Source organism: Stenotrophomonas sp. INTA L402-1, assembly GCF_059295135.1.
Window position 1 is genome coordinate 1 of sequence record NZ_JCAFWP010000026.1, and the last position, 25,803, is coordinate 25,803.

General features: G+C 67.4%; 20 protein-coding genes and 1 pseudogene. 15 read left to right on the forward strand and 6 right to left on the reverse strand.

What is annotated here, in order from left to right; genetic code table 11:
• Nucleotides 1-285: 285 nt before the first annotated feature.
• The gene (ggt, locus tag AC5O77_RS14765) at nucleotides 286-2,079 is read right to left on the reverse strand and encodes a gamma-glutamyltransferase (protein WP_478057766.1); all 1,794 of its coding nucleotides are present in this window, start codon (nucleotides 2,077-2,079) and stop codon (nucleotides 286-288) included.
• A gap of 612 nt (nucleotides 2,080-2,691) precedes the next feature.
• Here ggt and ilvC point away from each other — a divergent pair.
• From ilvC to leuB, 9 genes are all read left to right on the forward strand, one after another.
• Nucleotides 2,692-3,666, forward strand: coding sequence for a ketol-acid reductoisomerase (gene ilvC / locus AC5O77_RS14770; protein ID WP_478057767.1), 975 nt, complete (start codon nucleotides 2,692-2,694; stop codon nucleotides 3,664-3,666).
• A gap of 39 nt (nucleotides 3,667-3,705) precedes the next feature.
• A complete protein-coding gene (gene ilvG, locus AC5O77_RS14775; protein ID WP_049398367.1) occupies nucleotides 3,706-5,442 on the forward strand; it encodes an acetolactate synthase 2 catalytic subunit in 1,737 nt (578 codons plus the stop codon).
• The gene (locus AC5O77_RS14780) at nucleotides 5,426-5,677 is read left to right on the forward strand and encodes an ACT domain-containing protein (RefSeq protein WP_014038403.1); all 252 of its coding nucleotides are present in this window, start codon (nucleotides 5,426-5,428) and stop codon (nucleotides 5,675-5,677) included. The genes ilvG and AC5O77_RS14780 overlap by 17 nt, the downstream gene beginning before the upstream one ends.
• A 96-nt stretch (nucleotides 5,678-5,773) precedes the next feature.
• A complete protein-coding gene (locus tag AC5O77_RS14785) occupies nucleotides 5,774-6,865 on the forward strand; it encodes a threonine dehydratase (protein WP_032130451.1) in 1,092 nt (363 codons plus the stop codon).
• Entirely contained in the window at nucleotides 6,862-8,448 is a 1,587-nt protein-coding gene (locus tag AC5O77_RS14790; RefSeq protein WP_478057768.1) for a 2-isopropylmalate synthase, read from the forward strand. Before AC5O77_RS14785 ends, AC5O77_RS14790 begins: the two co-directional genes overlap by 4 nt.
• A gap of 10 nt (nucleotides 8,449-8,458) precedes the next feature.
• Nucleotides 8,459-9,238 (forward strand): class I SAM-dependent methyltransferase, encoded by a 780-nt coding sequence (locus AC5O77_RS14795; protein ID WP_164081341.1) that lies wholly within the window; start codon nucleotides 8,459-8,461, stop codon nucleotides 9,236-9,238.
• 60 nt (nucleotides 9,239-9,298) lie between these two features.
• Nucleotides 9,299-10,717 carry a 3-isopropylmalate dehydratase large subunit gene (leuC, locus tag AC5O77_RS14800; RefSeq protein ID WP_494506922.1) on the forward strand — a complete coding sequence of 473 codons (1,419 nt, stop codon included), beginning with the start codon at nucleotides 9,299-9,301 and terminating at the stop codon, nucleotides 10,715-10,717.
• The gene (leuD, locus tag AC5O77_RS14805) at nucleotides 10,717-11,295 is read left to right on the forward strand and encodes a 3-isopropylmalate dehydratase small subunit (RefSeq protein WP_494506923.1); all 579 of its coding nucleotides are present in this window, start codon (nucleotides 10,717-10,719) and stop codon (nucleotides 11,293-11,295) included. Before leuC ends, leuD begins: the two co-directional genes overlap by 1 nt.
• The gene (gene leuB, locus AC5O77_RS14810) at nucleotides 11,285-12,346 is read left to right on the forward strand and encodes a 3-isopropylmalate dehydrogenase (protein ID WP_180838222.1); all 1,062 of its coding nucleotides are present in this window, start codon (nucleotides 11,285-11,287) and stop codon (nucleotides 12,344-12,346) included. Before leuD ends, leuB begins: the two co-directional genes overlap by 11 nt.
• A gap of 164 nt (nucleotides 12,347-12,510) precedes the next feature.
• On the opposite strand, the gene AC5O77_RS14815 is transcribed toward leuB, so the two are convergent.
• Nucleotides 12,511-13,284 (reverse strand): SDR family oxidoreductase, encoded by a 774-nt coding sequence (locus AC5O77_RS14815; protein WP_494506924.1) that lies wholly within the window; start codon nucleotides 13,282-13,284, stop codon nucleotides 12,511-12,513.
• 117 nt (nucleotides 13,285-13,401) lie between these two features.
• Here AC5O77_RS14815 and AC5O77_RS14820 point away from each other — a divergent pair, with 117 nt between their 5' ends.
• A complete protein-coding gene (locus AC5O77_RS14820) occupies nucleotides 13,402-14,307 on the forward strand; it encodes a LysR family transcriptional regulator (RefSeq protein WP_494506925.1) in 906 nt (301 codons plus the stop codon).
• Nucleotides 14,308-14,426: 119 nt separating this feature from the next.
• Nucleotides 14,427-14,570: pseudogene (locus AC5O77_RS14825) on the forward strand (LysR family transcriptional regulator); the annotation flags it as partial.
• A 142-nt stretch (nucleotides 14,571-14,712) separates the two neighbouring features.
• Here the strand turns inward: AC5O77_RS14825 and AC5O77_RS14830 are convergent.
• Complete coding sequence (locus AC5O77_RS14830) at nucleotides 14,713-17,874, reverse strand: efflux RND transporter permease subunit (protein ID WP_100437662.1); 3,162 nt, start codon at nucleotides 17,872-17,874, stop codon at nucleotides 14,713-14,715.
• Nucleotides 17,875-17,878: 4 nt separating this feature from the next.
• Nucleotides 17,879-19,009 (reverse strand): efflux RND transporter periplasmic adaptor subunit, encoded by a 1,131-nt coding sequence (locus AC5O77_RS14835; protein ID WP_494506926.1) that lies wholly within the window; start codon nucleotides 19,007-19,009, stop codon nucleotides 17,879-17,881.
• A 119-nt stretch (nucleotides 19,010-19,128) separates the two neighbouring features.
• On the opposite strand from AC5O77_RS14835, the gene AC5O77_RS14840 reads away from it, so the two are divergent.
• From AC5O77_RS14840 to AC5O77_RS14850, 3 genes are all read left to right on the forward strand, one after another.
• Nucleotides 19,129-19,809, forward strand: coding sequence for a TetR/AcrR family transcriptional regulator (locus AC5O77_RS14840; protein WP_049398377.1), 681 nt, complete (start codon nucleotides 19,129-19,131; stop codon nucleotides 19,807-19,809).
• Between the two features lie 136 nt (nucleotides 19,810-19,945).
• The gene (locus AC5O77_RS14845; RefSeq protein ID WP_049398378.1) at nucleotides 19,946-20,593 is read left to right on the forward strand and encodes a protein-L-isoaspartate O-methyltransferase family protein; all 648 of its coding nucleotides are present in this window, start codon (nucleotides 19,946-19,948) and stop codon (nucleotides 20,591-20,593) included.
• 16 nt (nucleotides 20,594-20,609) lie between these two features.
• Nucleotides 20,610-21,968 (forward strand): TolC family outer membrane protein, encoded by a 1,359-nt coding sequence (locus tag AC5O77_RS14850; RefSeq protein WP_317218219.1) that lies wholly within the window; start codon nucleotides 20,610-20,612, stop codon nucleotides 21,966-21,968.
• Nucleotides 21,969-22,068: 100 nt separating this feature from the next.
• Here the strand turns inward: AC5O77_RS14850 and AC5O77_RS14855 are convergent, their stop codons facing one another.
• Nucleotides 22,069-23,286, reverse strand: coding sequence for an APC family permease (locus tag AC5O77_RS14855; RefSeq protein WP_494506927.1), 1,218 nt, complete (start codon nucleotides 23,284-23,286; stop codon nucleotides 22,069-22,071).
• 229 nt (nucleotides 23,287-23,515) lie between these two features.
• Entirely contained in the window at nucleotides 23,516-24,814 is a 1,299-nt protein-coding gene (gene waaA / locus AC5O77_RS14860; RefSeq protein WP_049398381.1) for a lipid IV(A) 3-deoxy-D-manno-octulosonic acid transferase, read from the reverse strand.
• Between the two features lie 60 nt (nucleotides 24,815-24,874).
• Between waaA and AC5O77_RS14865 the strand changes: the two genes are divergently transcribed.
• Nucleotides 24,875-25,792 carry an LpxL/LpxP family Kdo(2)-lipid IV(A) lauroyl/palmitoleoyl acyltransferase gene (locus AC5O77_RS14865; protein ID WP_494506928.1) on the forward strand — a complete coding sequence of 306 codons (918 nt, stop codon included), beginning with the start codon at nucleotides 24,875-24,877 and terminating at the stop codon, nucleotides 25,790-25,792.
• The last annotated feature ends 11 nt before the right edge of the window (nucleotides 25,793-25,803 follow it).

Below are 25,803 nucleotides of genomic sequence, written 5' to 3' on the forward strand. Positions count from 1 at the left end.
GTTTGGTTTGACCCGCTTAATTTTCCCCCCCCCATACACACCCCCGGGGGGTGTTGGGGTTGGGTTTTTTTTTTTTATTTTTTTTTGGTTGCCCGGGGGGGGGGGGGGGGGGGGTGTGGGGGGGGGGGGGGGGGGGGGGGGGGGGGGGGTGTCCGCGGCATGGATGCCGCGGCCAAGCCTCCAGGGACGGATTCACGGCGTCCCCCACCCGCCCGGCCCAATCACATGATCCCGCTTCCACGAACCATCACCGCAGAGGGGGCTGCGCCCGGTGGCCGGGAAACCTCAGTACCCCGCCGCCTGCCCATCCTTGCGGCTCTCCGAAGCACCGTAGTAAACCCCGGTCTCGGGATCACGCATGATCGCCTGATACCCGCCATACGGACCATCGGCGAACACGATGCGATGCCCCTTGCGCATCAACGCACGCACCGTCTCGTACGGGAACCCGGTTTCCAGATTCACTTCACCACCGTCGGTCATCGCCGTGGCCTGACCTGTCGGTTCAGTCGAGCCTTCGTGCTGGATGCGCGGCGCATCACCGGCCTCCTGCAGGTTCATGCCGAAGTCCACCAGGTTCATCACGATCTGCGCGTGGCCCTGCGGCTGCATCGCGCCGCCCATCACGCCGAAGCTGGCATACGGCTTGCCGCCCTTGGTGATGAACGCCGGGATGATCGTCTGGAACGGCCGCTTGCCCGGTGCATAGCCGTTGGGATGATTCTTCTGCAGCACGAACATCTCGCCACGATCCTGCAGGATGAAGCCCAGCCCCGGCGGCGCCATGCCGCTGCCCATGCCGCGGTAATTGGACTGGATCAACGACACCATCATGCCGTCGGCGTCGGCCACGGTCATGTAGATCGTGTCGCCCTCCTCCAGCTGCTTCGGCGTGCCCGGCTGCACTTCCTTCAGCGCCTTGTCCATCGAGATCAGTGCGCGGCGCTGTGCGGCGTACTCCTTGGAGATCAGCTTCTGCACCGGCGCCGGCTGGAACGCCATGTCGGCATAGAAGCGCGCGCGATCGGCGAAGGCCAGCTTCTTCGCTTCAACGAACAGGTGCACATGCTCCGGTGAACCGAAGGGAATCTTCGAGAAGTCGTAGCCTTCCAGCACGTTGAGGATCTGCAGCGCGGCGATGCCCTGGCTGTTCGGCGGCAGCTCCCACACGTCGTAGCCACGGTAGTTGCTGCTGACCGGTTCGACCCACTCACCGTGGTGGTCAGCCATGTCCTGGTAGCTCAGGTAGCCACCGTTGGCCTTGAAATAGTCGCCGATGGTGCGGGCGATATCGCCCTTGTAGAAGGCATCGCGGCCGCCGTCGGCAATCTGCTGCAGGGTGTTGGCCAGGTTCGGGTTCTTCCACATCTCACCCTTGCGCGGGGCGTGGCCGTTGATCGTGAACTGTTCCTTGAAGCCCGGGTACTGCGACAGCTTGGGCACCGAGCGGTCCCAGTAGTAGGCGATCACTTCGGCCACCGGGTGACCCTCGCGGGCGTAACGGATGGCCGGTGCCAGGTTGTCCGCCATCGGCTTGCGGCCGAAGCGGTCGTGCAGTGCGAACCAGCCGTCGACAGCGCCCGGTACCGACACCGGCAGTGGACCGGTGGCCGGGATGTCCTTCAGGCCACGGCGCTGGAACTCGGCCAGGGTGAGCGACTTCGGCGATCGGCCCGAACCGTTGTAGCCGTAGAGTTTCTGCGTCTTCGGGTCCCAGACGATGGCGAACAGGTCACCGCCGATGCCGTTGCCGGTGGGCTCCATCAGGCCGAGCGCGGCGTTGGCGGCAATCGCCGCGTCCACCGCCGAGCCACCGCCCTTCATCACGTCCAGCGCGATCTGGGTGGCCAGCGGCTGCGAGGTGGCGGCCATCGCATGCGGGGCGATCACCTCCGAACGGGTGGCAAAGGTGTGGCCGGTGATGCGGTCGGCGGCGGAAGACAGTGCGGGCACAGCGGCCAGCAGAGCAGCGGCCAGCAGGGAACGGGCAAGGCGTCGGGACACGGTCGGGTTCCGATGGAAGGGTGGTCCCTCGATCTTCGCCGCTGCGGCCTGCATGCGGTATCGGGCAGAGGTCATGGACGTTGATCCTGGGGTGGGTGCGGAAGGTCCGCCCCCACCAAGGCGAAAATCCGCCGGATTCCGCGCAAAAACTGCCCTGAAAGGAGTGAATTCGGGTTCACCGAAACAATTTCAGCGGCAACCATCCTTGTGCCGCAAGCGATTGCGCTGGATGCACCGGAAACCGATAAAAAATCCGTCACGAGGGTTGACATCGCCGAAACGGTTGTGTTCCTCTCGATCACATGTTGCATCACAACACGCCACCGCGAACCCACATCGAAGCCGCCGACACCGGCGCCGCCTCGCTGCGTTCGATTCTTGTGCTCGTACTTATTACCCAACCAACAGGTGCGGGACGAGCCAGCGTGTAAGCAACAAACACACCGGAACTCTTCAAAAACCCGCACCCGCCCCGGTGCGGGTTTTTTCATTTCAGGACCTGGTTTCAGACGCAACCACCATGCACAACGCCCAACGCAAAACCCGGACCCACACCACCACGACGCCTCGTGGTGGCTGTGCCTGTGCGATGCGCGGCGCCTCCTCCACCGCTTTCCCCTGACCGGCCGGCACGTCACCTCGACGACCGGCCGTTCTTTTTTCTTCCCACCGCAAGGAACCTCCCCCATGAGCACCAACGACCTGCCCCAGACCAAGATCGCCGTCATCGGCTACGGCAGCCAGGGCCGCGCCCACGCACTGAACCTGCGCGAATCCGGCTTCGATGTGGTGGTAGGCCTGCGTCCGGGTGGCCCGACCGAAGCCAAGGCGCAGGCCGATGGCTTCACCGTGATCGCGCCCGCTGAAGCGGTGAAAGACGCCGACCTGGTCGCCGTGCTGACCCCGGACATGGTGCAGAAGAAGCTCTACAACGACGTGCTGGCGCCGAACATGAAGCAGGGCGCCTGCCTGCTGTTCGCGCACGGCCTGAACGTGCACTACGGCATGATCGAGCCGCGCGCCGACCTGGACGTGGTGCTGGTTGCGCCGAAGGGCCCGGGTGCGCTGGTGCGTCGTGAGTACGAGATCGGGCGCGGCGTACCGTGCATCTGGGCGGTCTACCAGGATGTCAGCGGCAAGGCTGCGCAGCACGCGCAGGCCTATGCGGCCGGCCTCGGCGGCGCTCGCGCCAACCTGATCCAGACCACCTTCAAGGAAGAGACCGAGACCGATCTGTTCGGCGAGCAGGCGGTGCTGTGCGGCGGTGCCTCGGCGCTGGTGCAGGCCGGTTTCGAAACCCTGGTCGAAGCCGGTTACCAGCCGGAGATCGCCTATTACGAAGTGCTGCACGAACTGAAGCTGATCGTGGACCTGTTCTACGAAGGCGGCATCTCGCGCATGCTGGAGTTCATCTCCGAGACCGCGCAGTACGGCGACTACGTCAGCGGCCCGCGCGTGATCGACGCTGGCACCAAGGCACGCATGAAGGAGGTCCTGAAGGACATCCAGGACGGCACCTTCACCAAGAACTGGGTGGCCGAGTACGAAGCGGGCCTGCCGAACTACAACAGGTTCAAGCAGGCCGACCTGGAGCACCCGATCGAAAAGGTGGGCAAGGAACTGCGCGCCAAGATGGTCTGGTTGAAAGGACAGGCCGCGTAACCGCGCGGCCCTCCCCCACCCGCTTTGCAAGGTTCCCCCATGAACTCTTCGACACATCGCAGCGCGCCGCCCAACGGCGCGCGCTGGCTGACCCAGGCGCTGGAGGCCGAAGGCGTCCGCACGCTGTTCGGCTATCCCGGTGGCACCATCATGCCGTTCTACGACGCACTGGTGGATTCGTCGCTGAAGCACATCCTGGTACGCCATGAGCAGGGCGCGGCGCTGGCCGCCAACGGTTTTGCCCGCGCCAGCAACCAGGTGGGTGTCTGCGTGGCCACCTCCGGCCCGGGCGCCTCCAACCTGGTCACCGGCATTGCCGATGCGATGCTGGATTCGGTACCGATGGTCTGCATCACCGGTCAGGTCGGCACGCCGCTGCTGGGCACCGACGCCTTCCAGGAACTGGATGTGTTCGGCCTGACGATGCCGATCGTCAAGCACAGCTGGCTGGTGCGCAGCGTCGATGACCTGCCGCGCGTGGTCGCCGATGCGTTCCGCATCGCCCGCGAAGGCCGGCCCGGCCCGGTGCTGATCGACCTGCCCAAGGACGTGCAGCTGGCCGATGCCAGTCATCTGCCAGCGCACGTGCCGAGCAGCATCGAGCCGCCGCCTGCGCCGGCCGAAGCGGCCATCGCCGAGGCCATCGCCGCACTGGCAGCCGCCGAAAAGCCGGTGGTCTACGCCGGTGGTGGCATCGCACTGGGCGACGCGGTGCAGGACCTGCGCGACTTCGTCGAGGCCAGTGCCATCCCCACGGTGATGACCCTGCGTGGGCTGGGCGCGCTGCCGGCCAACCACCCGCAGTCGCTGGGCATGCTGGGCATGCACGGTACCCGCGCGGCCAACATGGCGGTGCAGGAAAGCGACCTGCTGCTGGTGCTGGGTGCGCGCTTCGATGACCGTGCCACCGGCAAGCTGGCCGAGTTCGCACCGTTCGCCCGCGTCGTCCACATCGACGCCGACGCCTACGAGATCTCCAAGCTGCGCAGCGCCGACGTCGCCGTGCCCGGCAACGTCGGCCATGCCATCCGCGCCCTGCGTGCGGCCTTCCCCTCCCCCAAGGCCCACCAGGACGCATGGCGCAAGCGCTGTGCACAGCATCGCGATCGCTTCGCCGCACGCTACGACGCGCCGGGCCAGCACATCTACGCACCGGCCCTGCTGAAGCGCCTGAGCGAGCTGGCACCGGCCGATGCGGTGATCGCCTGCGATGTCGGCCAGCACCAGATGTGGGTCGCCCAGCACTGCCGTTTCAACCACCCGCGCAATCATCTGACCAGTGGCGCGCTGGGCACCATGGGCTTCGGCCTGCCGGCAGCGATGGGTGCGCAGTTCGCCTGCCCCGATCGCACCGTGGTGCTGGTCTCCGGCGACGGCAGCTTCATGATGAACGTGCAGGAGCTGGCGACCATCGCGCGTTGCCGCCTGCCGGTGAAGATCGTGCTGCTGGACAACAGTTCGCTGGGCATGGTACGGCAGTGGCAGGAGCTGTTCTTCGCCGAGCGTTACAGCGAGATCGACCTGTCCGACAACCCGGACTTCGTGGCACTGGCGCAGGTGTTCGGCATCGCCGCCACCCGCATCGACAACCGCGACGACGTGGAAGGCGGCCTGGCCGCACTGCTGGCCGAACCAGGCCCGGCGCTGCTGCACGTGGCCATCGATGCACGCGCCAACGTGTGGCCACTGGTGCCGCCGAACACTGCCAACAGCACGATGCTGGAAAGCAATCCCGCCCACGCCCGCCAGGAGACCCCCAATGCAATACCGGCTTGACCTGGTGCTGCACCCGGCCGAAGGCGCGCTGCTGCGCGTGATCGGCATGGCCGAACGCCGTGGCTTCGCGCCGCGTGCGATCAGTGGTGCGCCGGTGGCCGCCGACGATGGCCGCTGGCACCTGCAGCTGGTGGTGGATGGCCAGCGTCCGGCGGAAACGCTGTGCCGGCAGATCGAGAAGATCTACGACTGCGTGTCCGTGCAGGTCACCGCCGTGGAAGGAGCATCCGTATGAACACCCGTACCGTAGCGACCACGGTGCCGGTACGGAGGCGTCTTCTTCGCCGCCCGTGCCCGCATGCGGCGGTCTTCTGCACTGCGCTGGTGGCCCATGCCGGCCGCTGACACCAGCCAGGAAAGCGATGTCGGCGACGTAAGCGTCGCCGACGTACTGGCGGCGCAGGCCCGACTGCGCCGCTTCCTGCCGCCCACCCCGCTGCACCATGCCGAGCGCTTCGGCACCTGGCTGAAGCTGGAAAACCTGCAGCGCACCGGCTCCTACAAGGTACGCGGTGCATTGAACGCGCTGCTGGCCGGCCGCGAGCGCGGCGACACCCGGCCGGTGATCTGCGCCTCGGCCGGCAACCATGCCCAGGGCGTGGCGTGGGCGGCCTATCGCCTGGACGTGCCGGCCATCACCGTGATGCCGCACGGCGCACCGGCCACCAAGATCGCCGGCGTCGCCCACTGGGGCGCGACCGTGCGCCAGCACGGCACCAGCTATGACGAGGCCTACGCCTTCGCGGTCGAACTGGCACAACGCCACGGCTACCGCTTCCTGTCCGCGTTCGACGATGCCGACGTGATCGCCGGCCAGGGCACGGTCGGCATCGAGCTGGCCGCGCACGCGCCGGACGTGGTGATCGTGCCGATCGGCGGCGGCGGCCTGGCCTCCGGCGTTGCGTTGGCGCTGAAGTCACAGGGCGTCCGCGTCGTCGGTGCGCAGGTCGAGGGCGTCGATTCGATGGCCCGCGCGATCCGCGGCGATGTGCGCGAGATTGCCCCCGTTGCCTCGCTGGCCGACGGCGTGCGGGTGAAGATTCCCGGCTTCCTGACCCGCCGCCTGTGCACCTCGCTGCTGGACGACGTGGTGATCGTGCGCGAAGCCGAACTGCGCGAAACCCTGGTCCGCCTGGCACTGGAAGAACACATCATCGCCGAGGGCGCCGGTGCGCTGGCGCTGGCCGCCGGCCGCCGCGTCGCCGGCCGCCGCAAGTGTGCGGTGGTCTCCGGCGGCAACATCGATGCCGGCGTCCTGGCCGGCCTGCTCACCGACATCCGCCCGCGCCCGCCACGCAAACCACGGCGACGGCGCAGCGAAACACCGCGCTCGCCCGCCAAGGCCAGCGCCATCGCTTCCCCCACGTCTTCCCCTTCCCCCCTGCAAGCCGTCGCACCCGCTGTCGAGGAGATTTCCCTGTGACCACCATCGAACGAATTACCACCCCGCGCATCCGCATCTTCGACACCACCCTGCGTGACGGCGAGCAGTCCCCCGGCTGCAGCATGAGCCCGCCGCAGAAGCTGGTGATGGCGCGTGCGCTGGACGAACTGGGCGTGGACATCATCGAGACCGGCTTCCCGGCCAGCTCGCAGTCCGACCGTGAGGCGATGGCACTGATCGGCCGCGAACTGCGCCGCCCGAGCCTGACCCTGGCGGTGCTGTCGCGCTGCCTGCAGGCCGACATCGAAACCTCCGCACGTGCGCTGGAGGCCGCTGCCAACCCGCGCCTGCACGTGTTCCTGTCGACCAGCCCGCTGCACCGCGAGCACAAGCTGCGGATGACCCGCGAGCAGGTACTGGAGTCGGTACGCAAGCACGTATCGCTGGCCCGGTCCTATATCGACGATGTCGAATTCTCGGCCGAGGATGCCACCCGCACCGAGCTGGACTACCTGATCGAAGTCGCGCGCGTGGCCATCGCTGCCGGCGCCACCACCATCAACCTGCCCGACACCGTCGGCTTCACCACGCCGGAAGAGATCCGCGCGATGTTCCATCAGGTCATCGCCGGCGTCGCCGACGTGCCGAATGCCACCAATGTGATCTTCAGCGCGCACTGCCACAACGACCTGGGCCTGGCCGTGGCCAACTCGCTGGCCGCCATCGAAGGCGGCGCGCGCCAGGTCGAGTGCACCATCAACGGCATCGGCGAGCGCGCCGGCAACTGCTCGCTGGAAGAGATCGCGATGGTGCTGAAGGTGCGCCAGGCTTTCTACGAACAGGACAGTTCGATCAACACCCCGCGCATCGTCGGCACCTCGCAGCTGCTGCAGCGTCTGGTCGGCATGCCGGTACAGCGCAACAAGGCCATCGTCGGTGCCAATGCCTTCGCCCACGAATCGGGCATCCACCAGCACGGCATGCTGCGCCACCGCGGCACCTACGAAATCATGCGTCCGGAAGACGTGGGCTGGGAGGATTCGCAGATGGTGCTGGGCCGCCACAGTGGCCGCGCCGCCGTCGAAGCGCGCCTGCGTGCGCTGGGCTTCTGGCTGGACGAAGACGAACTGAAGCTGGTATTCGAGCAGTTCAAGGGCCTGTGCGAACAGCAGCGCGTGGTCACCGATGCCGACCTGCAGACGCTGATGCAGGGTGGCTCCAACGCGCAGGGCTATCGCCTGGCGTCGATGACCATCAGCGACGTCGGCAGCCGCGCCAATGCGCTGGTGGAACTGTCCGACCCGGACGGCAACCGCGTGGCCGAGACCGCGCAGGGCGATGGCCCGGTCGATGCGCTGTTCGGCGCGCTGTCGGCCGCTACCGGCGTGCAGCTGATGCTGGACAGCTACCACGTGCACAGCGTCGGCATCGGCGCCGATGCGCGCGGCGAAGCCAATCTGAGCGTGCGCCACGAGGGCGTGGAGTACGACGGCACCGGCACCAGCAAGGACATCATCGAAGCCTCTGCGCTGGCCTGGCTGGATGTGGCCAACCGCCTGCTGCGCCAGCGCCAGGCTGCCGCCCACAGCAACACCGACGTTGCCACCCCCGCCACCGCCTGAGGACCCCGCCATGAGCGCCTTCGACACCCCCACCCCGACCAGCGCCGCTGGCCAGCAGTGGAACGCCCAGGATTATGCGATCGACGCCGGCTTCGTGCCACTGCTCGGCGGCGCGGTATCGCGCCTGCTCGACCCGCGCGCCGGTGAACGCATCCTCGACCTGGGCTGTGGCGATGGCGTGCTCAGCACTGAGCTGGCGCTCAGCGGCGCGCACATCCACGGCGTGGATGCCTCGCCGGAGCTGGTGATCGCCGCGCGTGCGCGCGGCGTCGATGCGCAGGTGATGGATGGCCACGCGCTGTCGTTCGACAGTGAGTTCGATGCGGTATTCAGCAACGCAGCGCTGCATTGGATGAGCAACCCCGACCGGGTGATGGAAGGTGTGCGCCGCGCACTGCGCCCGGGCGGCCGCTTCGTTGCCGAGTTCGGCGGCCATGGCAACGTGGCCACGATCATCGCGGCGGTGCAGGCTGCACGCGCGGCCCATGGCCACGGCGCCAGCGCATTCCAGTGGTACTTCCCCACTGCCGATGCCTACGCCGACCGCCTGCGCCAGCATGGCTTCCAGGTGCAGCTGATCGAGTGCACGCCGCGACCGACCGCACTGCCGACCGGCGTGGCCGGCTGGCTGCGGGTATTCGCCGCACCGCTGCTGGACGACCTGCCAGCCGAGGCGCGCGCCACCGTGCGCGAGGCCGCCACCGTTCTGCTGGCCGAGCTGCCGCGCAACGCCGGCGGTCAGCCGCTGGCCGACTACGTGCGGCTGCGGGTGCTTGCCCGTCGCCGCTGACTTGACCTTTTCGCTATCTTTCCTGATGTCCGCACCTTCGTACTTCTGCCAGGCACACGCATGACTTCCGCACCCCGCACCCTGTACGACAAACTGTGGGACGCCCACGTGGTGGTTCCCGAATCCGACAGCGCGCCCGCCGTGCTGTACATCGACCTGCACCTGATCCACGAGGTGACCTCGCCGCAGGCGTTCACCGAACTGCGCGAGCGCGGCCTGTCGCCGCGCCGCCCGGATCGCACCAAGGCGACGATGGACCACTCCACGCCGACCCTGCCGGCTGCCGCCGATGGCACGCTGCCCTATGCCAGCGCGGCGTCCGAGGCACAGGTCGCCACGCTGGCACGCAACTGCGCAGAGCACGGCATCGAACTGTTCGACATGGCTTCGGACAACCGCGGCATCGTCCACGTGATCGCGCCCGAGCAGGGCTTCACCCAGCCCGGCATGACCATCGTCTGCGGCGACAGCCACACCTCCACCCATGGTGCGTTCGGTTCGCTGGCGTTCGGCATCGGTACCAGCGAGGTCGGCCACGTGCTGGCCACGCAGTGCCTGCTGCAGCGCAAGGCGAAGACCTTCGCGATCACCGTTGATGGGCCACTGGCACCCGGCGTTGGCGCCAAGGACGTGGTCCTGCACATCATCGGCGTGATCGGCGTCAATGGTGGCACCGGCCACGTGATCGAGTTCCGTGGCAGCACCATCGAAGCGATGGACATGGAACAGCGCATGACCCTGTGCAACATGTCGATCGAGGCCGGTGCACGTGCCGGCATGGTGGCGCCGGACCAGGTCACCTTCGACTTCGTCGCCGCGACCCCGCGCGGACCCAAGGGCGCCGACTTCGACGCCGCCGTGGCACGCTGGCAGCAGCTGCGCAGCGATGAGGGCGCGCGTTTCGACAGTGAAGTGCACATCGACGCTGCCGATATCCGCCCGACCCTGACCTGGGGCACCCATCCGGGCACCGCCATCGCGGTGGATGCGCCGATTCCGGCGGCCAACGATGCTGCCGCACAGAAAGGCCTGGACTACATGCATTTCCAGGCCGGCAAGGCGCTGGCCGGTACACCCGTGGACGTGGTGTTCGTCGGCTCGTGCACCAACGGCCGCCTGAGCGACATGCGCGAAGTCGCGCAGGTGCTGCGCGGTCGTCGCGTCGCCGAGCGGGTACGCATGCTGGTGGTGCCAGGCTCGGAGATCGTCAAGCGCGAGGCCGAGGCCGAGGGCATCGACGAGATCGTGCGCGCGGCCGGTGCCGAGTGGCGCGAGCCGGGCTGCTCGATGTGCATCGCCATGAACGGCGATCTGGTCGCGCCCGGCCAGCTGGCCGTGAGCACCAGCAACCGCAATTTCGAGGGGCGCCAGGGCCCCGGTTCGCGCACGCTGCTGGCCTCGCCGATGAGCGCGGCGTGGGCCGCGGTGAACGGGCACGTCGCCGATACCCGCGAACTGTTCGCGCAGGAGGTGGCGTGATGGCCGGTTTCCATACCCTGACCTCGTCCAGCGTGGTGCTGGCGCAGACCAACATCGACACCGACCAGATCATTCCGGCGCGGTTCCTGTCCACCACCGAACGTGCCGGCCTCGGCCGCAACGCGTTCAATGACTGGCGCTGGCAGGCCGACGGTTCCCCGGTGGCCGACTTCGCCTTCAACCAGCCACACAACGCCGGCCGCAGCATCCTGCTGGCGGGCCGCAACTTCGGCTGCGGTTCCTCGCGCGAGCATGCACCATGGGCGCTGACCGACCTCGGCCTGCGTGCCATCGTCAGCAGCGAGATCGCCGACATCTTCCGCGGCAACTCGCTGAAGAACGGCCTGCTGCCGATCGTGCTGGACGAGGCCGATGTGCAGGCGCTGATGCAGCGCCCGGACGACGAGCTGACCATCGACGTGGCCGCGCGCGAACTGCGCACGCCAGATGGTCGCGTCTATTCCTTCCCGCTGGATGGCTTCTCGCAGACCTGCCTGCTGGAAGGTGTCAACCAGTTGGGGTATCTGTTGGGCCGTGTCCCTGAAATCGAACGCTACGAGAGTGAGCATGCACGCTGAAATTGTTGTCCTGCCCGGTGATGGCATTGGCCCGGAAGTGGCCGCCGCGGCAGTCGCCGTCCTGAAGGCCGTCGCCGAACGCTTCAACCACACCTTCACCTTCAGCGAGCACGACATCGGTGGCGTCGCCATCGATCGCCATGGCGAGCCATTGCCCGCCTCCACGTTGACCGCCTGCCAGGCCGCCAACGCCGTACTGCTGGGTGCAGTCGGCGGCCCGAAGTGGTCCGACCCGAATGCCAAGGTGCGCCCGGAGCAGGGCCTGCTGGCGATCCGCAAGGCGCTGGGCCTGTATGCCAACCTGCGCCCGGTGCGTACCCATGAAGCCGCCCTGCACGCCTCGCCGATCAAGGCCGAGCTGCTGCAGGGGGTGGACTTCGTGGTGGTGCGTGAACTGACCGGTGGCATCTATTTCGGCGACAAGACCCGCGACGCCGACAGCGCCAGCGATCTGTGCCGCTACACCGTGGCCGAGATCGAGCGCGTGCTGCGCAGTGCGTTCCGTCTGGCGCAACAGCGTCGCGGCAAGGTCACCTCGGTGGACAAGGCCAATGTGCTGGAAACCTCGCGCCTGTGGCGTGACGTGGCCGCGCGCATCGGCCGCGAGGAGTTCCCGGACGTTGCGCTGGAGCACCAGCTGGTCGATTCGATGGCGATGCACCTGCTGGCCAAGCCGCGCGAGTACGACGTGATCGTCACCGAGAACATGTTCGGCGACATCCTCACCGATGAGGCGTCGATGCTGGCCGGCTCGCTGGGCCTGCTGCCCTCGGCCTCGCTCGGCGAACCCGGTGCGGTCGGCATCTACGAGCCGATCCATGGTTCGGCCCCGGACATCGCCGGCAAGGGCATCGCCAATCCGTACGCGACGATCTTCAGCGCCGCGATGCTGCTGCGCCATTCGTTGGGGCTGGAAGCGGAAGCCGCCGCGGTGGAAGCCGCCGTGCACGCCGTGCTGGACGATGGCGTGTTCACCGCCGATCTGGCGGCGAAGGGCCAGGCCGTCAGCACCGCTGCCGCCACCGACGCGGTGCTGGCCAAACTCAACTGATCCGATAGCGCCACGCCATGCGTGGCGCCCCTCCCTTTGGACATTGTGCGCAGCCACCCATGGGGTGGCTCTACTGTAGATCCACGCCATGCGTGGATGCGCCATCCGTGCCAACCAAGGTTGGCACCCACCACCGCAGTAGAGCCACGCCCTGCGTGGCTGCGTTACTTGGTGGTGTACCCACCATTGACCAGAATCGTCTGCCCAGTCATCCACCAGCCATCGGTGACCAGGAAGCGGATCCACGGCACGATGTCGGCGATGTCGGTCAGGCCAGTGCGGGTGAATGCCGACAGTGCGGCCGCGGTCTTGTGGTACGCCTGCGCATCGGCACTCTCGGCCGGGTAGAAGAACGGCGTGTCCATCGGACCGGGGCCGATCGCCGTCACCGAGATACCGCGCTCACCGAATTCCTTCGACGCCGCACGTGTGAAATGCTCGACCGGCGCCTTGGTGCCGGCATAGCTGGAATAGAACGGTGTGAACGCGCCCAGCAACGAGGTGACCAGGGTGCAGATGCGACCGCCGTCATTGACGTTTCGACCGGCTTCCTTGAGGAAAAAGAACGCGGTCTTCGCATTGACCGCGCTCATCTCGTCGTACTCGGCTTCGCTGATCTCCAGCATCGGCTTCTTCAGCACCTTGCCGACCGTATTGATGGCGATGTCGGGACGGCCGACCGCGGCCACGGCATCGGCGAACAAGCGCTCCATCGCTGCCGCCGACGTCAGGTCGCCCTGCAGGGCCACCGCCTTGCTGCCGGCCGCCTGCACGGCGGCAACGGTTGCTTCTGCATCGGCCTGGGTGGCGGCGCTGTTGTAGTGGATGACGATGGCTTTGGCGCCCTGGCTGGCGAAGTCGCGGGCCAGCAGGCCGCCCAGGTTCTTGGCGCCACCGGCGATCAGCACGGTCTTGCCCTTGAGGGAATGGTCGGTCATGGCGTTTGTCTCAGGAGGGGGCTGCCCGGGGTGGCAACCCTGCCCTGACGACGATATCGTGCAGAAAATGCAGATAAAGCCCGCCACATTGACTTAACTTTCCAGAATAGGCGAACAATGGACCGGATCGATCGCTTCCGCATCTTCACCCGGGTGGTGGAGTGCGCCAGCTTCACCCGCGCCGCCGACCAGCTCGGCCTGCCCCGCTCCACCGTTTCCGCGGCGGTGGCCGAGCTGGAGCAGCGGCTCGGCACCCGCCTGCTGCAGCGATCGACCCGTCGGGTGTCCACCACCCACGATGGCGACGTGTTCCATGCCCGCTGCCTGCGCCTGATCGCCGAGGTTGAAGACGCCGAATCGCTGTTCCGCCAGGATGACGCGCAACCGATTGGCCTGCTGAAGATCGACGTGCCCAGCCGCATCGGCCGCCGCATCCTCGCCCCGGCCCTGCCCGACTTCTTCGCGCGCCATCCGCAGGTTGAAGTGGACCTGGGCATGACCGACCGCGCGGTGAACCTGATCGAAGACGGCTGTGATGCGGTGCTGCGGGTCGGCCAGCTGGGTGACTCCAGCCTGGTGGCTCGCATGCTGGGACAGCTCGACTTCGTCAACGTCGCCGCGCCGGCCTACCTGCGCGAACACGGCGTACCGCAGCATCCTGCCGACCTGCAGCAGCACCGCGCGGTGAACTACGCATCGCCGACCACGGCGCGGGTGGAACCGTGGGAATGGCAGGACGGTGGCCAGCTGCGCACGCTGCCGATGCCTGGCTGGGTACGGGTAAACAGCGCCGAGGCCTCGATCGCGTGCTGCGTGGCGGGGCTCGGCCTGCTGCAGATTCCGCGCTACGACGTGCAGGTCGAACTGCAATCCGGTGCGCTGGTGGAAGTGATGCCACAGCACGTGGCGCAACCGCTGCCGGTGACCCTGTTGCAACCGCATCGGCAGCACCGCGCGCAACGCGTGCAGGTGTTCATCGAATGGCTGCTGCCGGTGCTGCGGAGCGGCCTGCAGCTGCAGTAGATCCAGGCCATGCGTAGATGCACGCCACGCAGATCAGTAGATCCACGCCATGCGTGGATGACTGAGCCTGGTCCTCCGCAGCCACCCATGGGGTGGCTCTACTGCAGAAACTACCAACCTTGGTGGAAGTGATGCCACAGCACGTGGCGCAACCGCTGCCGGTGACCCTGTTGCAGCCGCATCGGCAGCACCGCGCGCAACGCGTGCAGGTGTTCATCGAATGGCTGCTGCCGGTGCTGCGGAACGGCCTGCAGCTGCAGTAGATCCAGGCCATGCGTGGATGCGCGCATCAGTGCCAACCAAGGTTGGCACCTACCAGGGCCAAGACCCGCTGCGGTAAATCCCCGCCATGCGTAGATGCGTGCAACAGTGCCAACCAGGGCAGTGGCCGCCGAACCCGGGGCGTTACGCCCCGGATTCGTCCGGCTTGACCCGGAACCACGCGGCGTACAGCGCCGGCAGGAACACCAGGGTCAGCACGGTGCCCACGATCAGGCCGCCCATGATCGAGATCGCCATCGAGCCATAGAACGCACTGCGCGAGAGCGGAATCATCGCCAGCACCGCCGCCAGCGCGGTCAGCACGATCGGGCGGAAGCGGCGCACCGTGGCATCGATGATCGAATGCCAGCGGTCATGCCCGGCATCGATGTCCTGCTGGATCTGGTCGATCAGGATCACCGAGTTGCGCATGATCATGCCGGCCAGCGCGATCGTGCCCAGCAGCGCCACGAAGCCGAACGGGGCGCGGAACAGCAGCAGGAACAGGGTCGCACCGATGATGCCCAGCGGCGCGGTCACCAGCACCATCGCCGCACGCGAGAAGCTGCGCAGCTGCAGCATCAGCAGCGTGGCCACCACCACCAGGAACAGCGGCATGCCGGCCTTGATCGAGTTCTGGCCACGTGCCGAATCCTCCACGGTACCGCCGGTTTCCAGCAGGTAGCCATTCGGCAGTTCGGCACGGATGCCATCCAGCGTCGGCAGGATCTGATGCACCACGTCCAGTGGCTGCATGCCATCACTGATGTCGGCGCGCACGGTCACCGTCGGCAGACGGTTACGGTGCCAGATGATGCCATCCTCGAAGCCGTACTCCATCGTCGCCACCTGCGACAGCGTGATGCTGCCGCCGTTGGCGGTCGGCATCGACAGGCTGGACAGCAGCTCCAGCTGGTTGCGTTCATCGGCCGGCCCGCGCAGCAGCATCTCGATCTGGCGGTTGCCTTCGCGATACACGCTCACCGACTGCCCGGCCAGCGAGCTGGACAGGAACTGGCTGACCTGGGCACTGCTCACACCCAGCGCGCGCGCACGCTCCTGGTCGATCACCAACCGCACCACCTTGCTCGGCTCGCTCCAGTCCAGGTTGACGTTCATCACGTGCGGGTTTTCACGCACCTTGGCCTCGACCTGCCGTGCGATCGCCTGCACCTTCTCGATGTGCTCGCCGGAGATGCGCATCTGCACCGGGTAACCGACCGGCGGACCATTCTCCAGGCGGGTGACGCGCATCTGCACGTCCGGGAACTTCGGGATCACCTCATGCAGCAGCCAGTCACGGGTGCTTTCGCGCGACTTGATGTCCTTGGCCAGCACCACGAACTGGGCGAAGTTGGTGGCCGGCAGCTGCTGGTCCAGCGGCAGGTAGAAGCGCGGCGAACCGGTGCCCACGTAGGACACGTAGTTGGCGATGCCATCGCGGTTGGACAGCAGCTTCTCCAGCTTCTCGGCCTGGGCCTGGGTCGAGCGCAACGACGCACCCTCGGCCAGCTCGATGTCCACCATCAGTTCCGGCCGGGTCGAATCGGGGAAGAACTGCTGCGGCACGAAGCGGAACATCATCAGCGAGAACACGAACAGGGCGATGGTCGCGGCGATCACCCACCAGCGGTGGCGCAGGCAGCCATCGAGGAAGCGACGGAAGCTGCGATAGAACGGGCGCTGGTACGGATCATGGTCGTGCCCGTGCTGCGGCGGCGCGATCAGGTTGGCCAGCGCCGGATAGCGGTCGGCCCACTGCTGGCGCTTGGCCAGCCAGCGCGCGGACAGGCTGCCCGGCTTCGGCGGCTGCGGATTGAACAGGTCCGGCAGCATCTTGTCGCCCAGGTACGGGATGAACAGCACCGCCGCGATCCACGACACCACCAGCGCAATGGTCACCACCTGGAACAGCGAGCGGGTGTACTCACCCGTGCTCGATGCCGCCGTGGCGATCGGCAGGAAGCCGGCCGCCGTGATCAGCGTACCGGTCAGCATCGGGAACGCGGTCGACTCCCAGGCGAAACTGGCCGCACGCAGGCGGTCGTAGCCCTGCTCCATCTTGGTGGCCATCATCTCCACCGCGATGATCGCATCGTCCACCAGCAGGCCCAGCGCCAGCACCAGCGCGCCCAGCGAGATCTTGTGCAGGCCGATGTCGAAGTAGTGCATGACGAAGAAGGTCATCGCCAGCACCAGCGGGATGGTCACACCTACCACCAGGCCGGTGCGCAGGCCCAGCGAGAAGAAGCTGACCAGCAAGACGATCACTACGGCTTCGGTCAGCACCTGCACGAACTCGCCGACCGACTCCTCCACCGACTGTGGCTGATCGGACACCTTGCGAAGCTGCATGCCGGCCGGCAGGGTCTTCTGCAGGCGTTCGAACTCGGCATCAAGGTTGGCGCCAAGCTTGAGAATGTCACCGCCGTCCTTCATTGCCACGGCCAGGCCGATCGCCTCCTCGCCCATGAAGCGCATCTTCGGCGACGCCGGGTCGGCGAAGCCGCGCTTGACCTCGGCGATGTCGCCCAGGTGCACGGTGCGGTCGCCAGCACGGATCGGGAACTGGCGGATGGCGTCGATGTCGTTGAACTGGCCGGTCACGCGCAGCTGCACGCGGTCGGTGGCGGTCTCGAAGAAGCTGGTGCCGGTGACCGCGTTCTGGTCGGCCAGTGCCTGCTGCACCTGCTGCATCGACACGCCCAGCGTGGCCAGGCGGGTGTTGGACAGCTCGATCCACACCTTCTCGTCCTGCAGGCCGACCAGGTCGATCTTGCCGACGTCGGGCACGCGCTGCAGCTCCAGCTGGATGCGGTCGGCGTAATCACGCATCACCGCGTAGTCGAAGCCCTTGCCGGTCAACGCATAGATGTTGCCGTAGGTATCGCCGAACTCGTCGTTGAAGAACGGACCGACGATTTCACGCGGCAGTGTCGGACGGATGTCCCCCACACGCTTGCGCACCTGGTACCAGAGGTCGGGGATCTGCTTGGACCGCAGGCTGTCGCGCGCCATGAAGATGATCTGCGACTCGCCCGGCCGCGAATACGAGCGGATGAACTCGTACTCGCCGGTATTCATCAGCGCCTTCTCGAGCGGCTCGGTCACCTGCCGCGAGACCTGTTCGGCGGTAGCGCCCGGCCACAGCGTGCGCACCACCATCGCCTTGAAGGTGAACGGCGGATCTTCGGACTGGCCCAGATGCTTGTACGACCACGCACCGATCAGCGCGAACGCCAGCATCGCGAACAGCACCAGGGGTCGGTTGGCCAGCGCCCACTCGGAGAGATTGAAGCGGCGCACCGGCTTACTCCTTGGCCTTGGCGGCAGCGGCCGGCGCGGCTGGCTTCAGCACCGGACGGTTCTGCCGGTCCACGGCGATCACCGGCTGACCGGCACGCAGCAGATGGCCACCAGCAGCAACCACCCAGTCACCTGCGCTCACGCCGGACAGCACCGGCACGGTCTCACTGCCAAACGCACCGGTGGTGACCGCTGCAGCCTTCAGCGTGCTGTTGGCCGGGTCGACCAGCCACACGCTGGCGGTACCGTTGGCACCGCGCTGCAGCGCGCCCAGCGGCAGCTGCAGGGTGCCGTGGCGGCCGGCGCTGCTGTAGACACGTGCGCTCTGGCCCAGTTCGACATCGGCCAGCGCATCGGCGGCCAGGCTGACCCGGGTCGCGTAGGTACGTGCCTGCGGATCGGCGGCGGCGGTGATCTCGCGGATCGTGCCCGGCAGGCGCTGGCCAGGACGGTTCCACAGCTCCACCTCGACCGGCTGGCCCACCGCATAGTCGCGGATGGTGGCCTCGGGCAGGTCGATCAGCACTTCGCGCCCGCCATCGGCGGCCAGGTTGAAGATGGTCTGGCCGGCCGACACCACCTGCCCGGCCTCGGCCTCGCGGCTGGCGATCACGCCGTCGGCCGGTGCGCGCAGCTGGGCGTAATCGGCCTGGTTGCGCAGCACATCAAGGTTGGCGCGGGCGGCGTTGGCCTGGCCCTGCGCGGCCTTGAAGGCGGCGGACTGCTGGTCCAGCTGCGAGCGGCTGACCAGTTGCTGGTCGGCCAGCACCTGGTAGCGCTTGAGGTCATCGCGGGCACGTACCAGATCGGCTTCGGCCGCAGCCAGCTGCGCCTGCGAGGCGCGGGCCTGCAACGCGAAGTCGGCCACGTCCAGCTCGGCCAGCACATCGCCCTTCTTGACCCGCTGCCCGGCATCGACATGGCGCTTGACCAGGTTGCCACCGACGCGGAACGACAGCGGGCTTTCCTGCCGGGCACGCACCGTGCCCGGGAACGCCGCCGGGGCCTGCCCGGCCTGTTCGCCGGGGTGAACCACCAGCACCGGTACGGCCGCCTGTGGCGCCTGTTCCTGTCCCGAACAGGCTGCCAGCGCAGCCACCCACACCATACCGCCCATCCAGCGCACGATCTTCATCGGTCAACGTCCTGAAAACGCAGGGTTGCAACTAAGGGGGGAGCCGCGACTGCCGGCCCAATTTAATAAACCGGCCGGTATAGTATAAATATCGAACCGCTTGGTCTAGTATTGTCGCGATGAGTTCTCCCACTTCCCGCAAGCCGTCGGCCAAGCCCGCTGCCAAGGCCGCCGGACCCGGGCGCCCCAAGGACCTCGGCAAGCGCGCGGCGATCCTTGAAGCAGCCAAGGCACTGTTCATCGAACAGGGCTATACCGGCGTGAGCATGGACACCATCGCCGCTCAGGCTGGCGTCTCGAAGCTGACTGTGTACAGCCACTTCGGCGACAAGGAGACCCTGTTCTCCGAGGCCGTGCAGTCAAAGTGCATTGAAATGCTGCCCGACGCGCTGTTCGTGGCCGACGCGGATGGTCCGCTGCGCGACCAGCTGATCGGCATCGGCCTGGCCTTCTTCGAGCTGATCACCTCCGACGCGGCGATCTCGATCCAGCGCATGATGATGGCGCCGGAGACCGACGAACGCCTGCGCGAGCTGTTCTGGCAGGCCGGCCCGGAACGCACCTGCGAGGCCCTGGCCGACTTCCTGCGCGCGCGCGGCGAACGCGGCGAACTGGACATCCCCGACTATTACCTGGCCGGCCAGCAGTTCCTGACCCTGGTCAAGGGCGAAGTGCACATGCATATGATGTGCGGCATGCCACTGTCACCGGTGGAGTGCGACCCTCTTGCCCATGTGACCGCCAGCATCGACTTCTTCCTGCGCGCCTACGCGCCGCGAGGGGCCGGGACGGCCGGATAACCAAAACTGAACGAACCGGAGGTCGCGATGACTTCCGGCACTGCGACCCCGGCCACCCGGCAGCTGATGCTCTGGGCGCGCCGCCGGCCTCCGGCACCGGTAAAATGGCCGGCCCACTGCGCTGGATTTGAACCTCATGACGATTGATTACGCCCACGCCCGCGAACTGATGGTGGAACAGCAGATCCGTCCCTGGGACGTGCTGGACATCAAGGTGCTCGACGTCCTGGCCCGCCTGCCGCGCGAGGCCTTCGTCGCCGACGCGCACCGGGCGCTGGCCTACGCCGATGTTGAACTCCCGATCGGCCATGGCCAGAAGATGATGAAGCCGGTCATCGAGGGCCGTACCTTGCAGGCACTGGATCTGCAGCCGGGTGACGAAGTGCTGGAAATCGGCACCGGCAGCGGCTTCCTGGCAGCCTGCATCGGCGCGCTGGCGCGCGACGTGCTGAGCCTGGAGATCGACCCGGAACTGGCCGCCGCCGCGCGTGCCCGCCTGGACGCTTCCGGCCTGGGCACCAACGTCCGCGTGGAAGTGGCTGACGCCCTGTCCTGGCAGACCGAACGCCGCTTTGACGTGATCTGTGTCACTGGTGCGGTCGACGTGGTGCCGTCACAGTTCGCCTCGTGGCTGCGTCCGGGTGGTCGCCTGTTCGTGATCCATGGCCGTTCGCCGGCGATGGAGGCCCTGCTGGTCAAGGCCGACGGCAGCACCGAGTCCCTGTTCGAGACCGATATCGATTACCTGCGTGGTGCCGCCCCGGCCCCCCAGTTCCACCTCTGAGTCCAAGGAAGCCGCAATGATCCGCCGATCCCTCGCTGTTGCGCTGGCCACTGCCCTGCTGCCGTTGTCCGCCCATGCCGCCGACCTGCTGCAGGTCTACGAAATGGCGCGCAATGGCGATCCGCAGCTGTCCGCCGCCGAATCCACCCGGCTGTACGACAAGGAAGGCGCCGTGCAGGCCCGCGCTGCCCTGCTGCCGCAGATCAACGGCCAGGCCACGCTGAACCGCTCGCGCAGCGAGGCGGACCATGACGCCAACACCGGTACCGTGACCAGCAAGCGCCGCAACTACACCATCGAAGGGAGCCAGACGCTGTTCAACTGGACCCAGATCAACAACCTGCGTTCGCAGCGCGAGCTGAGCAAGGCGGCGGACTTCACCCTCGATTCGGCCAACGACAGCCTGATCGTGCGCACCTCGGCGGCCTACTTCAACGTGCTGGTGGCGATCGAATCGCTGAACGCCGCACAGACCAATGAAGCGGCCGCGAAGAAGCAGTTCGACTTCGCCGACAAGCGCCTGGAAGTGGGCCTGGCGCCGATCACCGACGTGCACGAAGCACGCGCCCAGTACGACCAGGCGCGTGCCAACACCATCGTTGCGCAGAACACCCTGGCCGATAACTACCAGGCCCTGACCGAACTGACCGGCCAGCCGGTGGTCAACCTGCGCGGCCTGCCGGCGGACTTCCGCCCGGAAGTGCCGGCCAACCGTGGCAACATCGATGAGCTGGTGCACCAGGCCACCAACCAGAATCCGGCGCTGAAGGCCCAGGAACTGAAGGTCAGCGCCGCCGAGGCTGGCGTGCAGGCCGCTCGTGGCGGCCATTACCCGACCCTGTCGCTGGGCGGCAGCTGGGGCAAGAGCGCAACCTGGGGTGACAGCACCGGTGCCGGCTCGTTGTCGCCGGATGCACGCACCAACAGCATCGGGCTGACCCTGAGCGTGCCGATCTTCGCCGGTGGTGCCACCCAGTCCGGCGTGCGCCAGGCACTGGCCCAGCGCGACATCGCCCAGGACGGCTACGAGCAGCAGAAGCGTGCCCTGGACCGCAACACCCGCAATGCCTACCAGACCCTGGTGCAGGGCATCAGCGAAGTGGAAGCCCGGCGCCTGGCGGTGGTCTCGGCGCAGAGCGCGTACGACGCGTCGCAGGTCGGCCTGGAAGTCGGTACCCGTACCGTGCTGGACGTGATCCAGAACCAGCGCATCCTGTTCTCGGCGCAGCTGGATTATGCACAGGCCCGCTACACCTTCCTGCAGAACCGCCTGCTGCTGAGCCAGTCGCTGGGTGCGCTGGACGTGGCCGAGCTGCAGGACGTGAACCGCCTGCTGACTCAGGACGCGGGCAACCCGTCGACGACCACGCACTGAGTCGTCGCCCTGCCGGCAACGAAGAAGCCACCCGGGAGGGTGGCTTTTTTGTGGGCAGCGCGTACGGCCCCACCCAGGCATGGCGCAGATCCGCCGGCCGTCAGCCCGGCCACGCGCCTGCCCGCTCCACTGCGGCCAGCACGCACAGCGCCGCGGCCAGGGGCGCAAGCACCATCGCAGCCCCCGGCATAGGCGCGCGCACACGCAGTGCTGCCAGGCACAAAGCCGCCATCACCAGCAGGGTGGCCGGGCCCGGCAGCACCGGCAATGCATCGACGGGTGTTCCCAACGCCAGCAGCGCCGCCAGCACCACGGTGACCGGTATCAGCCGCGTCCGGAACCCGGGCGCTTCATCCGCGGCCACAGGCCAGAGCTGCGCTGCCAGATGTGTGGCCAACGACAACAGCACCAGCAGCAGTGCTGCCAACCCGGCCATGCCCGCCAGCGGCAGCAACGGCAGCAGCCACTGCAACTGCGGATGGCCCTGCAATGCCACCGACAACGGCCGCGTACTGGCCAATGCCGGGAACTCGACCAGGCCGGCCTGCAACGCCGCCAGCACGATCAGCAGCAGCATTGCCAGCAGCAGCGCGGCCGCCAGCAGCCCTGGTGACCGCGCACGCAGCTGCGGGCCACGCCCAGGAAACCCCAATGCCAGACCCACACTGGCAAACACCGCCAGCAAGGGCACGCTTGCCGCCAGCACCCCGCCGGGTCCGAACCGATAGGGCGCGGTGGCGTCCGGCAGCCACGGAATCCAGTTCGCGTAGTGCACATGGCGGACCGCCAGCGCCAGCAGCAACAGCCCAACACCGATCTTCGCCGTCAACAGCACGCAGACCATCAGCGCGATGCGACGCGGAGGCAGCAACACGAACGCCCCCAGCACCAGCAGGCTGGTGACGGCCATCACCGGATCCGGCAATGCGCTGCCGGTTTCAATACCGCGACTGGCAAACACCGCACGCGCGTGGCCCGCCATGGACTGCGCCACGCCGGCGCTGGTCACCACCAGCTCCAGCAGCAGCACAGTACCCAGCAGGCGCGCGACTGCCGGGCCCCAGGCGGCCCGCAGCGGGCCGTGCAGGCCATCGGCTTCCGGCTGCTGCCGGTTCAGCACGTGCAGGCAATACAGCATCGGCGCTGTGCCCAGTGCGGCCAGCAGCAGACTCAGTACGATGGCCGGGCCGGCCTGGGCGGCGGTGTACTGGCCGACCAGGGCGATCACGCTGCCCCCCAGCAACAGGGTCAACGCCACCAACGCGAAGTGATCCATTCCCAGCAGCGCGTGCCGGCCACGGCGGTTGTCGCTGTCCATCGCAAGCCCTCTTGATTCCGCCCATGCGCGGTCGACAGCAGGCTGGCAGCCTGCGCCAAAGGGCGGTATCAGAATCCGTACCGTGCGCATCGCGATGTGACCACAAACACGTTCGCAGCCACGCATCCGGTCCTGCTGCGACAGGAATCCGGCTGCTAAGCAGAATTGATGCAGTCGATCACGTCAGTCGGTCCACGTAGTGTCCGCCCTGGCGGTGTTGCTGCCCGGCTCAGCTGCGCGGCGGCGGCAGATGTGGCGCGACCAGCGCCAACGTGCGCTGCAGGGCACCGCGGCCATTGCTGACCAGCGTGCATCCAGCACGGGCCATGTCCTCGCGCGCCGCTGCGTCGCCCAGCAGGTGCTGCAGCAGGTCACCTACCGCCTGCACGTCCTCGCCGATCAGCAAGGCACCGGCCTCACGCATGCGCCGTGAGATCTCGGCGAAGTTGTGCAGGTGCGGACCGGTCACAGCGGCAGTGCCCATCGCCGCCGGTTCCAGCAGATTGTGGCCACCAATCGGCTGCAGGCTGCCGCCGACGAAGGCGACCTGCGCGCAGGCATAGAACGGCATCAGCTCACCCAGCGTGTCGATGACGAATACATCCGTGCCGGCCTCCGGCCATTGCTTCGCGCGACGGGTCGTCACGTTCCAGCCCTGCTCGCGCGCCAGCGCCTCCACCTTCGGGAAGCGCTCGGGGTGCCGCGGCGCCCACAGCAACAACAGGTCGGGGTGCTGCTGGCGCAGGCGCCGATGCAGGTCGATCACCGCCTGCTCCTCACCATCGTGGGTACTGGCCGCGATCCACACCGGGCGCCCGGCGGGCACGCAGGCGTGGAACTGCTCGACGAAGCCCTGCACATCCGGCGTGGCGATATCGAACTTGAGGTTGCCCAGCGCCTGCACCTGTTCACGCGCAGCACCCAGCTGCACGAAGCGCTCGGCGTCGTCCTGCGACTGCGCGGCCACGCAGGTGACCGTGCGCAGCGCACGGCGGATCAGCGCCGCCAGCACCCGGTAACCGCGCAGCGAACGCGCGGACAGGCGGGCGTTGAGGATGTAGACCGGGATGCGACGGTCGCGGCAGCCGAACAGCATGTTCGGCCACAGCTCGGTTTCCAGGATCAGTGCCAGGCTGGGCTGGAAATGGCCGAGGAAGCGGTTGACGCTGCCCGGTACGTCGTACGGCAGATAGACGTGATCCAGCGCGTCTCCCCACAGCGCGCGCACGCGCTCCGAACCGGTCGGGGTGATGGTGGTGATGACCCAGCGGATGTCCGGACGCTGCTGGCGCAGGGCATTCACCAGCGGCGCGGCGGCATTGACCTCGCCCACCGAGACCGCGTGCAGCCAGACCCGCGGCTGGCCGGTCGGCTGCGGATACGAGGCATAACGCTCGTCCCAGCGCCGGAAGTATTCACGGACCCGGAAACCGCGCCAGACCAGGTGGTACACGGTGATCGGCAGCAGGATGTAGAGCACGGCCGAGTACAGGCCGCGCAGGATCCATTCGACAGGGTCTTTACGCATGCGGCAAGGATACGGGAGCCCCCCGGGAAAGACACGCAGCCGGGTTGGTAGAATGGCGCCATGTCAGATGCCACCACCGCCGTCCGCCCGTCGCTGCGCGATCCCCGCAACTGGCCGATGTTCGCCGCCATGCTCGGCGCCTTCGCCATCGCCCGCCTGCCGTGGATGCTGCAGCGTGCGCTCGGCCGGGGCGTCGGCTGGATCAGCTGGCGCCTGCTCGGCAGCCGCCGTCGCGCCGCCGAGGTCAACCTGCAGCTGTGCTTCCCGGAGAAGGACGAAGCCTGGCGCCAGCGCCTGGTGCGCGACAGCTTCGACGCGCTGGGCGTGGGCGTGCTCGAGTGCATCCGCGCCTGGTGGGGCAGCATCGACCGCATCCGCCCGCAGGTGAAGATCGAAGGCCTCGAGCATCTGCGGCAGATGCAGGCCGAAGGCCGCGGCGTGCTGCTGGTCTCCGGCCACTTCATGACGCTGGAGATGTGCGGCCGCCTGCTGTGCGACTACGTTGACCTGTCGGGCATGTACCGCAAGCACAAGAACCCGGTGTACGAATGGGCGGTGAAGTTTGGCCGCCTGCGTTATGCCAAGGCGATGTTCGCCAACGAGGACATCCGCGCGACCGTGCGCCACCTGAAGAAGGGCGGCTTCCTCTGGTATGCGCCGGATCAGGACATGCGTGGCAAGGACACCGTGTTCGTGCCGTTCTTCGGCCATACCGCATCCACCATTACCGCCACCCACCAGCTGGCGCGGATGACCGGCTGCGCGGTGATTCCGTACTTCCACCGCCGCGAGGGCGGGAAGTACTTCCTGAAGATCGGCGCACCGCTGGAGAATTTCCCCAGCGAGGATGTGGAAACCGATACCACGCGGGTCAACCAGGCCATCGAAGAAATGGTGCGCGAAGCCCCGGACCAGTACCTGTGGATCCATCGGCGGTTCAAGCGCCAGCCCGGCGGCCGGAGCGATTTCTACAAGTAGCGGTGGGAGGG